This is a genomic window from Micromonospora sp. NPDC049366 (assembly GCF_044466625.1).
In the GTDB taxonomy this organism is placed as follows: domain Bacteria; phylum Actinomycetota; class Actinomycetes; order Mycobacteriales; family Micromonosporaceae; genus Micromonospora.
On sequence record NZ_JBITMV010000024.1, the window covers coordinates 32,855 to 47,685 of the forward strand.

At 63.7% G+C, this 14,831-nt stretch carries 13 protein-coding genes; 2 read left to right on the top strand and 11 right to left on the bottom strand.

What is annotated here, in order from left to right; all coding sequences use genetic code 11:
• Nucleotides 1-2: 2 nt before the first annotated feature.
• From ACIBTV_RS28060 to ACIBTV_RS28110, 11 genes are all read right to left on the bottom strand, one after another.
• Complete coding sequence (locus tag ACIBTV_RS28060) at nucleotides 3-1,751, bottom strand: replication initiator (protein WP_396709650.1); 1,749 nt, start codon at nucleotides 1,749-1,751, stop codon at nucleotides 3-5.
• Nucleotides 1,748-2,290, bottom strand: a complete 543-nt coding sequence (locus ACIBTV_RS28065; RefSeq protein WP_396709652.1) for a DUF2637 domain-containing protein — start codon at nucleotides 2,288-2,290, stop codon at nucleotides 1,748-1,750. The genes ACIBTV_RS28060 and ACIBTV_RS28065 overlap by 4 nt, the downstream gene beginning before the upstream one ends.
• Complete coding sequence (locus ACIBTV_RS28070) at nucleotides 2,287-2,478, bottom strand: hypothetical protein (protein ID WP_396709654.1); 192 nt, start codon at nucleotides 2,476-2,478, stop codon at nucleotides 2,287-2,289. Before ACIBTV_RS28070 ends, ACIBTV_RS28065 begins: the two co-directional genes overlap by 4 nt.
• A 5-nt stretch (nucleotides 2,479-2,483) precedes the next feature.
• Nucleotides 2,484-2,732 carry a hypothetical protein gene (locus ACIBTV_RS28075; protein ID WP_126711250.1) on the bottom strand — a complete coding sequence of 83 codons (249 nt, stop codon included), beginning with the start codon at nucleotides 2,730-2,732 and terminating at the stop codon, nucleotides 2,484-2,486.
• Nucleotides 2,729-4,321, bottom strand: a complete 1,593-nt coding sequence (locus ACIBTV_RS28080; protein ID WP_396709656.1) for a cell division protein FtsK — start codon at nucleotides 4,319-4,321, stop codon at nucleotides 2,729-2,731. The genes ACIBTV_RS28075 and ACIBTV_RS28080 overlap by 4 nt, the downstream gene beginning before the upstream one ends.
• Nucleotides 4,322-4,525: 204 nt before the next feature.
• Entirely contained in the window at nucleotides 4,526-4,921 is a 396-nt protein-coding gene (locus tag ACIBTV_RS28085; protein WP_396709658.1) for a transcriptional regulator, read from the bottom strand.
• Between the two features lie 324 nt (nucleotides 4,922-5,245).
• Nucleotides 5,246-7,126, bottom strand: coding sequence for a hypothetical protein (locus ACIBTV_RS28090; RefSeq protein WP_396709660.1), 1,881 nt, complete (start codon nucleotides 7,124-7,126; stop codon nucleotides 5,246-5,248).
• A 198-nt stretch (nucleotides 7,127-7,324) separates the two neighbouring features.
• Complete coding sequence (locus ACIBTV_RS28095; RefSeq protein WP_396709663.1) at nucleotides 7,325-8,101, bottom strand: glycosyltransferase family 2 protein; 777 nt, start codon at nucleotides 8,099-8,101, stop codon at nucleotides 7,325-7,327.
• The gene (locus tag ACIBTV_RS28100) at nucleotides 8,089-8,910 is read right to left on the bottom strand and encodes a GntR family transcriptional regulator (protein WP_396709664.1); all 822 of its coding nucleotides are present in this window, start codon (nucleotides 8,908-8,910) and stop codon (nucleotides 8,089-8,091) included. Before ACIBTV_RS28100 ends, ACIBTV_RS28095 begins: the two co-directional genes overlap by 13 nt.
• Nucleotides 8,911-9,037: 127 nt before the next feature.
• Nucleotides 9,038-9,382, bottom strand: a complete 345-nt coding sequence (locus tag ACIBTV_RS28105) for a hypothetical protein (protein ID WP_396709666.1) — start codon at nucleotides 9,380-9,382, stop codon at nucleotides 9,038-9,040.
• On the bottom strand, nucleotides 9,369-9,623 hold the full coding sequence (locus ACIBTV_RS28110; protein ID WP_396709667.1) for a hypothetical protein: 255 nt from the start codon (nucleotides 9,621-9,623) through the stop codon (nucleotides 9,369-9,371). Before ACIBTV_RS28110 ends, ACIBTV_RS28105 begins: the two co-directional genes overlap by 14 nt.
• A 614-nt stretch (nucleotides 9,624-10,237) precedes the next feature.
• On the opposite strand from ACIBTV_RS28110, the gene ACIBTV_RS28115 reads away from it, so the two are divergent.
• Both ACIBTV_RS28115 and ACIBTV_RS28120 read left to right on the top strand, forming a co-directional pair.
• Nucleotides 10,238-10,660, top strand: a complete 423-nt coding sequence (locus tag ACIBTV_RS28115; RefSeq protein ID WP_396709669.1) for a GntR family transcriptional regulator — start codon at nucleotides 10,238-10,240, stop codon at nucleotides 10,658-10,660.
• 219 nt (nucleotides 10,661-10,879) lie between these two features.
• Nucleotides 10,880-14,365, top strand: a complete 3,486-nt coding sequence (locus ACIBTV_RS28120) for an NACHT domain-containing protein (RefSeq protein WP_396709671.1) — start codon at nucleotides 10,880-10,882, stop codon at nucleotides 14,363-14,365.
• Nucleotides 14,366-14,831: the final 466 nt, after the last annotated feature.

Here is a 14,831-nt window from a genome sequence, read left to right on the forward strand (position 1 = left end):
CGTCACTGCCCCTCCCCCGTCTTGCCGTCCGTTTCCGTTCGTGTGGTGTCGGGGAGTTGGGCCGCACGGTCCTTGGCCGCGAGGAGTTCGGAACGCCAGCGGGCACGTTCGCCGATCGCCCGCAGCAGCCGATGCGCCAGCGGCCCCACGTCGGGATCGTCGGGGCGAGCGAGTTCCCAGGCGTGCCGGACGGGTTCGACGGTGGCGCCCTGGTCGTCGATGCCATCCAGACCTACGCTGACGCCGAGCAGTGCGCGCACCCAGGCCCAGACGTCGTGCTTGTGGTCGGAGAGGGTCTTGCCGGACCAGTCGCGGGAGATGAGGATGCGCCGGCCGCCGATGCCGAGGGTGTCCCGTTGGTGGACTTTGCCCTTGCAGCGGCCCGGCTTGAGTTTCGCGTGTGCCCGCTTGGGTTGGATGCCGTAGAGCAGCCAGTTCGCGCAGCGGTCGGTGCAGGGGGTGATCTGGAGTTCCTGCCAGAGCCGATCAAGGTGCGCCCGTTGCCGGTCGGTGGTGGCCTTGTGAACGTCGCCCGTGTGCTTGGTGATGTATTTCGTGACGTAGCGGATGGTCCGTTCGGCGTCTTCGGTGCCAGGCATGACGCCGCGTGCGTCGACCTGGGAGCCGAAGCGCACCACGTGCACCGGTTGCGCGTCTGGGTCGTCGTCGATGGCGTCGAGGGCTTCCGACCAGGTGGTCAGCGGCGCACGGGTGTCCGGGTCGACCCATGCCGAAGCCTGCTCGTCCCAGACGGGGAGCCGGTCGAGGGTATACCGCTGGACATCCACGGCGGGCCACCACACCTGGTGGTAGGTGGCCGCCGCCACGGTGCGGAGCACGTCGCGGGGGATGGTGCCCCGGATGGCGAAGTGAGCGTGTGGGGCGAGTCGACGTTGGGGCTCGACGCAGCCGGCGTACTGAACGTTCCATCCCTCGCAGCGGCGCAGGTTCTGCCAGAACCGGTCGAGCAGCCGAGGGAAGTGGACGGCGTCCCAGGCTGCGCGGCGGTAGTCGTACCGGTCGGGGTTGAGCGGAGTGCCGTCGGGGCGGACCGGGCCGTAGGAGTCGAGGGTGAGCGTGAGCCACATCGACGGCCGGTAGGTGGTGCCGTCGGGGGCGGTGTAGGTCTTGCCGACGGTGCGGCGCTCGACCTTTCGCCGAGGTAGGTCGGGGGCATCCTGTCGACGGCGGGTGGAGCGCTTGCGGCGTCGGCCATTGTCGTCGTCGGCCTGGACGTCGTCGCCGGTCGAGTGCGGCGGGGCAACCCGGCCCCGGAGCCCTTCGGCCGCGATGGCTTCTTCTACTTCGCGGATTGCCTCGTCGAGGTCTTCGACCTGGTCCCACTGGCTTGCGCGGGATGCCTCGTCGCGGGAGAACTCCAGGTGACCGCGCAGCAGGATCAGCGCCTTCTGTTCCTCGGTCGCCGGTTCCGGTGGCGGTAGCGGCTCGTCGTCGCGGTGCCAGCCTTCCCGGATCTGTGCCTGCCGCAGCCGCCGGTTCTTCTTGGCGCACGGCGCGCACTTGTCTTCGCGGGTTGCGCCGCAGGGCAGGTCGATGATCTCGGTCAGGCCGGTGTTCAGGTCGGTGCGCCGCATCGCGAGGGGGCGGACGCAGACGCCGTATTCGGCGGCGATCTCTTTGAGTACGTCGACGGAGCGGGGTAGTGCCATGCGGGCCGCCCGCGACCCCGGCCGAGGTGGTGCAGCCGGGGTCGGGGCGGGTTCGAGGCCGGGCAGGGTGGCAGCGGTCATCGGATGATCCCGACGACGTGCGGCCGGTTGGGCTGAACGACACGGGGAGGCAGCGCCGCCGGGACGACAGCCGCTGGCTCAGCCGGGCGGACCGGTTCGACGGCGGTGGCCGGCTCAGGTTCCTCGGTCCGGTACGCGGTCGGCTGGTCCGGCTCGACGGCCGGTGGCGTGACCGGAGCGTTGGACAGGACGACCTTGACCAGGGCGAGGAAGGCCAGCGACGGCACCGCCGCGACGATCCAACCCCACACGGACGGTTCGGCTCCGGCGACCTGGGCGGCGAGGGACAGCAGCGCGAACGCCACCAGGAGCGAGCCGACCAGGCCGACCGGGCGACCGGTGCGACGGCGGGCGCGTAGTTCCAGGCCGAGGTAGATCGCCATCAGCTCGACGGCTACGGCGTTGGCCCAGCCGATCCAGTGTGGTTGGCCATGGGCAACGGACAGGTCATGTACGTGGGTGAAGGCGGCAGCGCCGGCCATGGTGCCGATGGCGAGCAGGATCACCAGGCGTACCGCGGATTCGGTGCGCGTGGTCATCGCCACTCCTGCAACGGCTTTTCGCGGATGGTCAGGTCGATGCGGATGCGCCGGCCGTTCATGTCGTGGCGGCGGTTGACCATGTGCGCCAGGCCGTGCAGTGCGGCGGCGGTCTGGTGGGAGGGGCCGACGAGCCGGATGTGCAGCGGACGCCGGAGCCGGTTGATGATGCGGGTGAGGGTGTTCACGGCGGTTACCTCCGGGCCGGTCGGATGTCGGTGCGGATGTAGTCGGGTGGGGTGCCGAGGGAGGCGACCGCTTCGGAGAGGCAGCGCCACAGCGCCCACGCTTCGTCGGGGGTCAGGGACATCCGTCGCCGGCCCGCACCCACCGCGAGATAGACCGGGTACGGGTCGGGCCGGTCCGGGTCGACGCGGACGGAGACGGCGGTGACCGGTTCGGGGGTACGCAGCCGGTAGAAGCGGCGGCCGGTCGCGGTCATCGGCCCTCACCCCCGGTGTCGCGGTCGAGGAGACTGCGCAGCGATTCGGGCAGCAGCGGCCCGGACGGCTTACGCGGCAACGGTGGCCGGGCGGGTTCGGGGGCGGTTTCCCGGCCGACCTGGGCGAGGATGTCCGCCGCGTCGACCGGCGCCGGGTAGTGGCGGGCCATGGCCCGGATGTCGTCGTCGGAGACGTACGAGAAGCGGACCCGCATGGGGTCGGGGGTGCCGTCGAGGATCACGTACCCGACGCCCTTGGCCCACCTGGGCATCTGGTCGGCCAGCGCGCCCCGGTTGCGGGCACCGTCACCAAGGACCATGTCGACCTGCGACGCCTCGGTCAGGCCGAGCGCGATGCGGGTCGGGAACAGGTCCCGAAACGGCAGCACATCCTTACGCGGATCCTGCAACGCCGCCACCACGAGGACCCCGACGCCGGCACCCTGGGACAGCAGCAACCCCAGCGACGACGCGATGCGCTTACGCAGCTCCACATCTTGCAGGTACGCGGTCAGCGCCGCCATCTCGTCAACGACGACTACGACCAGGGGGTCAGCCTCGGTCGGCGTGTGTACGCGCACCGTGCCCGCAAGGCGGGACTGCCGTTCGCGTAGCACGGTGACGGCCTCGTCGAGGAGGTCGGCCATGGCCTCGAACGACTTGCAGGCGAACCGGGCGAACATCGGACGGCCGAGCGCGAACTCCATCCCGCCCTTGGGGTCGATCACCCAGAGCCGGACGAGGCCGGAGGCGATCCCACCGCCGAGGACACGCACCAGCGACCACAACACCGAACCCTTACCGGAACGGGTCGCCCCACCGACGAGAACATGCGTGGCAAGCAGGTGCAGTGACCAGGGGCGCAGGTCTTCCCGCCGGGCCAGGGGCAGCGCGGTGAAATCCGGCACCGTCGGCACCGGGAACGGTGGGACCACCGTACGCAGCGCATCGGTACGCACCACCGCCAGGTAGACCAGCGTCGGCCGATCCCGGTACCGCACCCGGTCGACCAGCCGCAGCAGCCAGGCCGCCTGGCCGGTGCGGGTCGGCGGGTCGCCGGGGCTTTCCGAGTAGACCCGGACGTGTCGCCGGCCGAAGGCGTATGCCAGGTTGGCGCTGACCGCCTGGAACTGTTGCGGTGTCTGGCCCCGGACCATGCGGACGGTCAGCACGTCGAGCGCCTGATCTGATCGCACCCGCAGGAGTTGCGGCAGGACCGGCCGATGGTCGTACGTGTCGGCGAGCCGGCACAGCGTCATGGCCTCACGCCACACCCGCCGGTAGACGAACACCCGCCGGAACGTCCCGAGCAGAGGACCCGCCAGCCAGGTCCACCAGGACGACTCGTCCCGCCACCGCCACACCGCCGAGACCGCCGACGCGAGCACCAGCGGCACCACCAGACCAGACCAGCCGAACTCGACGTACAGCCACAACGCCAGCACCGCCGAGCCGGTGGCCACCGGATGCCGCAGGCACCACCAGACAGCCCGCGCGGACCAGCGCAGCACCATGCCGAACAGCACCGCCCACAGCGGCAGCGCGAACCGCTTCGGCCGGATCACCATCAGATCCCCGGCCGAGGTCATCACCACTTCACCGCGAGGCCGCCCGATCACCAGGCACCCCGCAACAGCCGAACCCGACACACGCCACACCCGGGCCAGCCACGGCCAGCCCGACGCCTACCCTTGGACACGTCACGACCTCTCTCGACAGAGCAGGGGAAGAGACACCAGGGGGCGGGGCTGCCGTCCGCCAAGACCAGACAGCCCCGCCCCCACCTGATACGGCTACGCCGCCGCCTTCTTGCCGCCGGCAACCGGAGCCCGCAGCCCGGTCGCCCGCAGCGAATACGCCATCCGACCGTTGTTCGCCACGTACGGCGTCACCGTCATCCCGTCGAACTCCACCGCCTCGAACGGCGCACCCGACGGCGGGACCGGCTGATAGTCAGCCGAGATCTTCACCGTCGTCTCCCGCGACCGCTTGCCCAGCTCAGGGTCAAGGTCCATCACCCGGACCTGCCACACGCGCTGACCGGTCACCTTGTCCTTGGCCGGGGACCGCCGGCCGGTCTTCTCGTCGTAGTCCTCAACCTCACCCAGCGACTCGGGCACCAACGCGCACCCCGCCGGGAACACGTCCTCGAACCGCACGGCGAACCTCGTACCGCCACGCAGAGCCATCGCTCATCCTCCAGGTTGTTAACTTGTCTGCCAAGTTGCGGTCTAAGGTAGACGGCACTTGGCAGACAAGTCAACAAGTTCCTCGGCGCGCGCATGTCAGCGCTGACTCACGATCTTGACGCTCCGCAGGCTAGCGAAGCGGAGGCGATGCAACTGACGCCTAACCGAGCACGTCAGGGCAGCGCAGCACCGGACCAGGTTCTGGACCAATTCCGCCCAATGGGACAAAGATTGAAGCAAATTAGCTTATCAAGCGTGCGTCGAAATTGCCTACCGCTGACACACGCAGCTGAAAACACACCATCGCCACCAAATAGGCCGCTGCTAGTCCTCGGCCATCTCGCGATGTTCGCTTCGGTGATGCCGTACTACCTTGATGGTTCCATTGACCCACGCACCGCCGGCTCGGCGAATCCTTCTGGGCCGATACTGACGCCGAGGGAGCCCGAAAGCCAACAGCGCCGCCAAGAAGACCGCGAGCACTGCTACGTAGCTAATAAACGAACCGGCCACGCCAAGATTCGCAAGGCCTTGCAGTGGACCGGACAGGGTGTTGGCCACCCCCTCCCCAGGAATCGATCTCACCAAATTTAGGGTCTGATCAATCGCAGGCAGCCCAAAGATAACCGCAACTATGAATGCAGCCACTGCAGCGGCAGTTGATCGGGCAGCAACTCGCTCCGCCCGCTCGGATGCATCAATAGCACCAAGTTGATCGAGGCGCTCCCCTATTTGTGCACGAATACGCTCAGCGCCAGACTCTCGCAGGAGAGCTAACACCTGATCCTGCGCACTTCCATAGGACAGCGCGGAGCGATGGAATTCCTGTAGGCCGAATATGAGCCTTCGCTGCAAGGCACGCGCACCCTTAGCCGTACGTTGACTCTCGATCATCTGCAAAGACTTGTCCAACGCACGGAGCTGCCAGTATTGAAGAAGGAAGCTCTCGCCCAGCAACAGCGTCCACAGATGGTCATCGAAATGCCTCGACCCCTCCCCCCAATGCATGAGCAGCGTTGATGCGTGGCCATGCCAGACCGAATGATCCATCCTAATAGAGGTATCTGGCGGAAGCTTAAGTGTCGCCGCCTCACGCAACCCTGCGTAACCACCATCACGCAGCAACATTCCCGTCAGCTCGGCTCGATGCCGGCTGGTCCAGGCAGACTGCGTCTCGCAACAGCCTAGGCGATCGATACAAACAGTGGCATGACACAACCACTCATCGCCCGATGCGCCCGAAGCTTCGAGTATTGCATGCTGATACGTGCGGAACAGATCAACGAGACTCACCGGTTCAGCGTGATCGAATCGCCGCCATCGCGTCCCCTCACGCACTTCACTCAACCACTTGCCGGGCATTCTACGTCGGTCGATGTTAAGCCTCTTCGAGGCAAACAGTAGGACCGGTTCGGCGACTTCGCTCCAACTAAATTCAACACCCGATCCAATGGATCGCGATATCAGCTCATCTGTATCTATTCCTTCCGGCATCCGAACCGCCACAGTTAACTGGAACACGCCTGATTGGTGCACGAGAAGAAGGACCTCTCCGGCCTGTCCAGCCGCGCCCCCTTCCTGACCGTCGAAACCAGCAAGCGCAAAGTTCGCGCTCCGCAACGTCAGCCGCAGGTACGGCTCGGACTCCAGATATGCCGGCTGATACATATCCTGCTCGCGCGCATGCTGAATAGCATTCAATGCTTGCCGCTTTGCAACAGCATGATTAACCTTATCAATGAGGTCGCGCATCATACCTTCGACACCCTCATCAGTGTCAGACGGTTTACCAGCACCATCGATTTTCCGTCCGATGGCCCGCTTCAGCCTTCTGCCAAATACCAGCACCGCCACCTCGGCCGCAAGTAACGGATTTTTGCATATCCAGCCCAATAGCCGCCCGCCATCTATAGCGCGGCCGACCTCGGCAATCCCCTCGGCTTTACGAATAGTTCTGGCAAGTTCCTTGTATCGAGGCGCCATAAGCACCTCACCATCTGCAGGCGAGGTAACCGTCTCGGCAAGCTCTGCCGCTAAGAGTCGGTCAGCAACAGCGTGCGGGGAGACAGGTGAATCACCAAAGACGAACGTATAATAGATGACTGCTTCGGTATAAGTGGCGATGTGTTCCGGGGGCACGTCCAGAATCGGCAAAGTCGGGTTGTGCAGGCGACGCAGAGCATCGATGATGCGTCCGAACCTCATGCGCCGGATCCTACGAGGACCGTGCGACTCTCGGTCAGCTTGACCGGCGGAGGCTGCTTCCGGCAACCGCGCCGCTGGACGGATCTGGCCCTCGTTGAAGGGGCACGACGAGGTCGCCGCCGGAGTTGAATAGAAGTTGCTGGCCGCAACGTCCAGCGAGCCGGTAGACCTGATCAAGAACGGGCTTTACCCGCGAGGCTACGGCGCAGGGGTGATCGGCAGGCCGTTCGGGAGCATTGAGGCCAGGGCTTCGGCTCTGGCCTCGATGATTTTCATGCGGCCTTCGTACTCGATGGGTTCGCGGTGGGCGGCTTGGCTGGTGACTTGGCCGGGCCATTTGCGGTAGAGGAGGCCGTGTTCGCGGGTGAAGTAGCCTTCGCTGACTGCGCTGGCGGCCAGGAGAAGGCCGGTGTCCTCAGAGGCCGGGAGCGCCATCCAGCCGCCGAGGGCCAAGAGCAGGTCCCGGCGGATGCAGAGGGTGGCGGGGTGGACCTGGGCGCGGTAGCCGTTGGCTTGCCAAAAGCCGAGGACGGCACCGCGGCTGATGGGGCCGCCGTCCGGATCCTTGTCCCATCCGACGGTTGACCCGTCGGGCATCAGATCCAGGACGCGCGAAGTCGTCCAGCCGATGTGCGGATGCGCCTCGAAGGCGGCGATGTCCCGGGCGAGAGCACCGGCCGTGAGTTGGTCGTCCGCGTCGAGCACCTTGACGTGTTGCCCGGTGACACGGGAAAGAGCGAGGGTGCGGGCAACACCTGGGCCGCCGGGACGACCGCCGCCGATGCTGATGCGAGGGTCGTCCGGCAGTACCCCGTTCAACGCGCCGGTCTGCCCGTCTTCCTGGACGAGCCATTGCCAGTCCCACCCGTCGGGCATGTCCTGCTTGACCAACGAGTCGTACGCGCCAGCCAGGTATTCGATGCTCGGGGCATGGACGGGCGTGATGACCGAGACGAGGTGCGTCAAGTTTTCCACCGTTGCAGTTTGTGGGAGTAGACCAGTTCCGTCCGGTCCCCCGGCATCACCACGTCGGCCACCTCGACGACACGCCCGGTGATGTCGATGGAGGTCTTCCGCACGGTCAGCACCGAGACGCCGGGGTCGATGTCGAGGAGTTCGGCCTCATCCGGCGACGGCGGACGCGCGCGAACCTCGTCCTCGATGCGGTCCAGCTCGACGCCGACCGTGTAGAGCTGGTGCTGCGAGCCGCCGGGCCAGGGCTCGTTGCTGGCGTCGAGCAGGTCCGGGTTCGCGGCCACCAGCTCATAGGGCAGGTACGAGTACGACATGGTCAACGGCGCATTCTCATGCCGCGACGACGTCCAGTACACCCGCCGCAGCAACGGCGTACCCGGCTCAACGCGCAGCGCCGCCGCCATCTCCGCGTCCGCTTCCACGCGGGTGTACTCGGCGTGGAACTTGAGATCATCGACAGTCAGGCCGGTGTCATGCTCGGTCGCACCCGTCTTGAGCCGCTCGGCCTCATCGAGCAGGACCCGGTCCTTTTCCCACTGGTACCGCTCCGCGTTACGACGCCGTACCCGCTGACGCGGTGCCCGTACGTAGGTCCCGCGCCCCTGCTCCGCACGGACCAGACCCCACTCACGGAGCTGCCGGATGGCGTTGCGGACACTCGTACGCGACAGGCCCGATGTCTCGGCCAACTCCGTCTCCGACGGCATCAGCGTGCCGGGGGCGAGTTCCCCGCTCGTGATTTTGACCCGCAACTCTTCGGCGAGTTGCAGGTAACGAGGGCGCCAGTCCCGGCCATGCACACCGGTCACCGTACCCCCTAGACGTTCCAACGACTGCCAGGTGGTCCCACCCGCCGGCCGCTCCGGCACCGGAGGTACCTCGACCACCGGCCGACGCAAACGATGCGCGGATACCGGCGTACGGCGGGAGCTGCGGTCAGTGGCGGTCATCGTGTCCCTCCAATGGTTGTCCCTTGGTCATCACCCGCCACCGGGCGTAGGTCAGTTCGTAGATCAGCCGATCGAGCTGCGCCCGCGACAGCACCACCGATCGCGTAGCACCAGAGCGAGTCGCGTCGACCTTCACGACCGGGTCACGGCGGCGGAAGCGGTCCAGGAGCAGTTGCAGGCTCACCCAACCGCCGCCCTCGCTGCCGATCGTGGCCAGCAGCCCCCGGTGCATCGGATCGTTCGGCCCGCAGCCCCGGCACCAGTCAGGACACGACGCCTCCTCGGCAGTGATGGCCGCCGGGATGTTGGTTGGCTCGTCACTGCCGCCCATGCTGGTCCTCCCCTGGGCTGGCGGCTTGCGTCAGGAGCGAGCCGAGTTGGTCGACCAGTTGCACCGCTTGCGGGAGGGTGAGTTCGGCCCAGCCAGCGCCGGCACGGCAGGAGGCGTGCACCGCGACCGACGGCGGCTCGTCGTCGGAGCCGATCAGGTATGACGCGACCATCCCAGAGGACCGGACCTCACCAACCCGCAGCAGTACGCCGCGATGACGTCGCGCCATGTGCGCGAGCACCGGCGGCACCAGATGCCCACACCGATCCAGCGCACACCACGCAGGATGACTCGCCACGGCAGGCCGCCGACCTGTCTGACTCATCGCGGCCACCGTCCACCGTTGCCCCGAAAAATCTGCCCCCGGGTCAGCAGCGGCGCATGACGCAGTGCTGGCAGCTCACGGGTCCGCTCCATGGCCCAGCGCAGCGGAGCGGCGTTGCGAGCAGGCACGGATTCGCGTGGTCGGTTTCCTGCTGCTCCGGCCTGGTCCGGCTGTCGGCGGGACCGCCAGAACGAGAACCAGGGACGTCGACGATGAGAGCCAGGCATCGCACCTCCAGGTATAGGAGAGCCGGCGGCCGACCAGGGGGAATCAGCCGGCCACCGGCCCGACACAGGGCACGGCGCACCGTCCGACACCGGACGGGTCGGGTATCACCGAGCCACCTTGTACGCGCGGCCACCGCAACCGGCCCACCAGGACGCCGCGCCTCACCCACGACCAGGCCGACGCAGCACCACCCCTGATACACGCCGTCAACCCAGCCGCACATCCGAAACGTACCTACAAGTGGACGGGTTGTCTACACATCAAAGCGACACTCCCGCTTGGCACTTGGTAAGACAAGTGCCATGTACGGTGACCAAGTGCCCACCCCGCGCTACGGACAGCCGCGCTACCGTTTGATCGCAGAAGAATTGAGAGAGCGCATCGAGAGCGGCCTCATTCCACCCGGGACGCTCCTGCCCGCCGAAAGCACTCTCACAGCCGAGTTTGGCGCGAGTCGTGGGACTATACGACACGCAATCGCCACGCTTAGGGACGAAGGGATTGTTGCAACACAGAGCGGCAGAGGGACTTTTGTCGCGCTCCCACAAACCGACAGGTCTGAAGCGCCCACCCAGCGTCAGATCATCGCAGATGAGCATTTAGCGAAGCTGCTAGGTGTTGCGATTGGGGCTCTGCTGGTTGAGCATGAGAGCGTGATTCGAAAGCCAGGGAAAGCCAATCGAGTCGTCAGACTTATCGAACCGACACAAGGACCAGATAGCTAATCCTAACCAAGTCCAAAAGGGTGGCATCACGGCCAGTTCCAGCAATAAAAATGATCCAACTAGGGCACAGAAAGGCCCTCCGGCACTCGGCACTTGACACTGGCACTCGCCAGTCAAGTGAAAGTCGGACTTCTGACACTCCCGCAGATCCTGGAAGTAAACGAGAATCACCCTCGGTAGGATTCCGCCTCATTCAACCAACCCCTCGAAGGAGACGGCGTGGCTCCTAGTGCTCAATTGACATACCGTCAGGCAATGAAAATCATCGCAAACGGGGATGAACAAATCACGCGGCTCGACCGTGCCCTAGGAGGCGTCATACTCGGCGCGTCACCCCTCACCGGAGGCGCCAGCCTTGCCTTGGTAGACCCAAAGAACGAACTAGTCGCGCTACTTCGGCACGCAACAGGAAATGCCGCCGGAAGAATTAAAGGCAAGACTGGCAAGAGTCATTATGATCTCCTAGAGGCTGCGCACACAGTTCTGGGGCTATCCGCCTTTTTCGACGCCTTTAAGAATGAAGTCGGTTCACGATACAAAGAGTTGAATATCTCCGATGACGAGAGGCATCGGATTGCGTCAAGGTTGAATGACGTCGGCATGGCAGGCGACCTCGAGGGAGAGATAGACAGCGGAACGATACCGCTTCCGTCTCCAATGCGGGGATTCGTTGAGAATCTACCGCACGTAGAGGAACGCTACCGGCGCCTGGCCGACCTTACTCTAAGCTTCGTCGAAGGGTTATCTGCGTGGCCCGCAGTTCGCCCTACTGCCAGCAGAAACCGCCTACAAGAAACAGTTACAAAGAAGGCGGCTGCGCTTTATCGTGATAGATATACCCGCCTAGCAGTTGACATTCCAGAATTCTCATTCTGGGCATCGTCCGATGAGCATGCGGCAACTCGGGCAGAAGTTCGGGCTATAGCGCAGCAAATTGACAGAGTCCAGGGAAACAGCACCGAAACCCTGGCTGCTCTCGAACAGAGGCTATCCGCAACCATACTAGGCCGACAAGCCGCAGACATCGAGGCTCGTTTAGCCTCATCATCAGCCGGCGTTCTCACCAAGAACCTATGGCGCAGTGAGCACTCTAGCGACAGGCTTACCTTCCCGAGGGTCATTGACGGATTCATCAGTCCTCGATACCGCCTCGCTGTCTACGAACAAAACGAGGATCTCACAAGTGAAAGCTACTGGGAAGAAAAGCCAGTCAAGGCCGATTTAGCGGGCTTCCTCGCGAGCTACATCGCACACCCGGACAGCACCCAGAAGCCCCTCATTATCTTGGGCCACCCTGGCGCAGGGAAAAGCCTACTGACAGAGATCGTCGCTGCAAGGCTACCGCCTGCCGCGTTTACTCCGATTCTTGTTCGGCTTCGACGTGTTAACGCAGATGCGGAACTACATCAGCAGATTGAGGCAGCCATTGAGGCGACGGCAAGGGAGCGCATAAGTTGGGGTGCCCTATGCCGCGAATCACCGACAACGAAGGTCGTTATTTTTGACGGCTTCGACGAGCTGATCCAGGCAACCGGGGTAACACAGTCCGGATACATAGAAAAAATCGCCCGCTTTCAAAGTGAAGAGTGGCAAGTCAACCATTCAGTAATTCCTATTATTACGTCCAGAACGCTAGTCATGGATCGCACAAGAGTTCCTAAGAACTCTGTCGTGATCCGACTTGAACACTTTGATGATGCGCAGGTGACCCGTTGGGTTGATTCGTGGAATCACGTCAACCGACTTAGCGAAGAGTTCATCCCCCTAGACGCCACCCGGCTCATCGGTCTAGGCGGACTCGCTAGACAGCCCCTTCTTCTGACACTGCTGGCCATTTATGACGCAGAGAGCGGAATCGAAGCCCTCGCCGCTGGAGCTAATGGCGATATCTCTCAAGCCACACTGTATAAGAAACTTCTTGATTCCTTCATCAGTCGTCAGGTCAGGGAGAAGGCTCCAACTGAAGTCGGCGAGCCCGAACTGCGCCGGCAGGAGAAGGTCCTTCGACGTGACTTAGCCCTAGCCGCCTTTGCCATGTTTAACCGTGGCCATCAGTATATCGCCGAGGAGGATCTTGCAAGGGATCTAGACGCCTTCATGACAGACGATCGACGTTCCTACGAGAAAGGGTTTGCCGAGCCCGTAAGTCGCGCAAGTAAGACAATCGCTGCCTTCTTCTTCGTCCATGTAGCACAGGCGGATGAACACATAGGGGACGTGAGCCGGAGAACCTATGAGTTCCTACATGCCACTTTCGGCGAATACCTCGTAGCGGAACACGTCTGTTTCCTTCTAGCTGACCTCACTCAAGACTGGGAACGCACTCGGGAACGTCTCTTCGTCGCACGTCCCGACGACGGAGTATTTCGCGCACTACTTTCTCATCAACCACTTACCAGTCGAGAAGCAACAACCGCCTTCGCTAGAAGCATCATCCGTGAATCTTTCCAGGATACGGAGCCAGTACGCAGGACGCTGAGCATATTGTTTCGAGACGCTAGAAAGCGAGGATCGGGACTTGAAGATTACGAGCCGGTCCCCTTTGACCCAATCGTACGTTTGGCAAATTACACCGCCAACATCGTAACCCTTGCGGCTCTATCACGCGATGAGGGTATGGAGATCGAAGAGCTTTCGAACGAAACGGTTTGGCGATCGACTGTCTACCTCTGGCGGGCGGGTTTGTCCGGATCAGCCTACGACGGTCTGATGCTGAAGTTGAGTAGGGTGCAAGATCGCATAGTCGCGACGCCGACAGCTGGAGTCGCGTTGCCAGACCAGATCGCCGAACTTATTGCCGGAAATCTGACCCGGGAGGCTCACTTCCGTCTAGGCCACAGTGCCGGCGCAGAATTGATCCGATCGAGATTCTCACTCGATCTGCACAATGCTTTAGTGAATACGGTCACAACGAGGTGGCCAGTGCCCCAGTTTGAATATCTAACCTACTGGGACCTTCGCAACTACTATTCAATCTTTCAACTGCTTCGCAACCACCCCGACGAGATTATCGCTCCAAACACCGCCATGCTGCTAGTAAACCTGCTTGTGGATGACGGCCCATGGATGCCGCAGGATCTCGTGACGGAGATAGTTGGCGCGCTCCTGCATGCGATCACGAAGAATGATCCAACCGAATATCGGCATCCCCTGCCTTCCATGTACGCCTTGGTGGTTAGGTGTCCCTACTTGCTAGACGCGCACCACGAACTGCTATCCCCAATGCTCTTGAAAGGGCGTTTCAAAGGAGCATTGGACTCTCTCCTCCTCCTCCGCAGCGCCCAGTCTGTTCCGGATGCGCATAGAGATGCTTTTATAACGGCCAGCCAGAATGTGGTGCGTACGACACGAGCCGGCGACTACGGCGAGCCGGTCGTTAGCTTCGACATGGTCAAGTTGGTTGAAGAAGCTGCCACACCTGATCAGCAAGTTCTGTATCTACTTGATACGCTCCGATCCTTCGGAGAGATTGCATGGCGTTCTGTACCCCCCTCCACGCTCGTTAGGATTGTGGAGGGACGTCAGTGGCGTGGGGTGCGAACAATTATTGGCTCAATTATTCGTGATTACCTATCGTACTACGGTCGCACCCCCGCTTCCATCGGTCTGCCATCAGCCATCGAGGAACTTCGAGAACTCGCTCGGGAAAGCTGGCAGCCTCCCCGCTTAGCCGAAAGCTCGAAGGCAGACCCTAGACCGACCTGAGTACTGCCGATTTCCTCTGTTCTGGATCAAGGCACCGCGCTCCGCGCGGTGCGGGGCGGCAAGCCCGGCCGGCAGCAAGCCGCCCCGGCCGCCTACGGCGCCGGGGCGGTAAGCCACCGACAGCCGCCGGGACACCGCCCCCACGGGAAGAGGAGCCAGCCTCAGCTATGCCGTGACGGAAGCCGGCAGGTCAATCCGGTCGAGTGGTCGGGGCTTCCGCCTGCCGCGCCAGTCCAACCCCGGGACTGGCTTGCCACCGGATCACCGGTCGCGGCACCAGTTCCACCGCCAGGACATGCCCGGCCCTTCCCACAGAGCCGCCGGCTCCGATCCGAAACGATCGAGCAACAGGCCCCCTCAGACGGCCCACAGCGACACAGCCAGCCCGACCCGGCAAGAGGTCAACTGAGCCGGCGCTCAGGGCGCCTCCAGGGCGTCAGGGCGTCGTTAGGGCGTCAAACGCCGC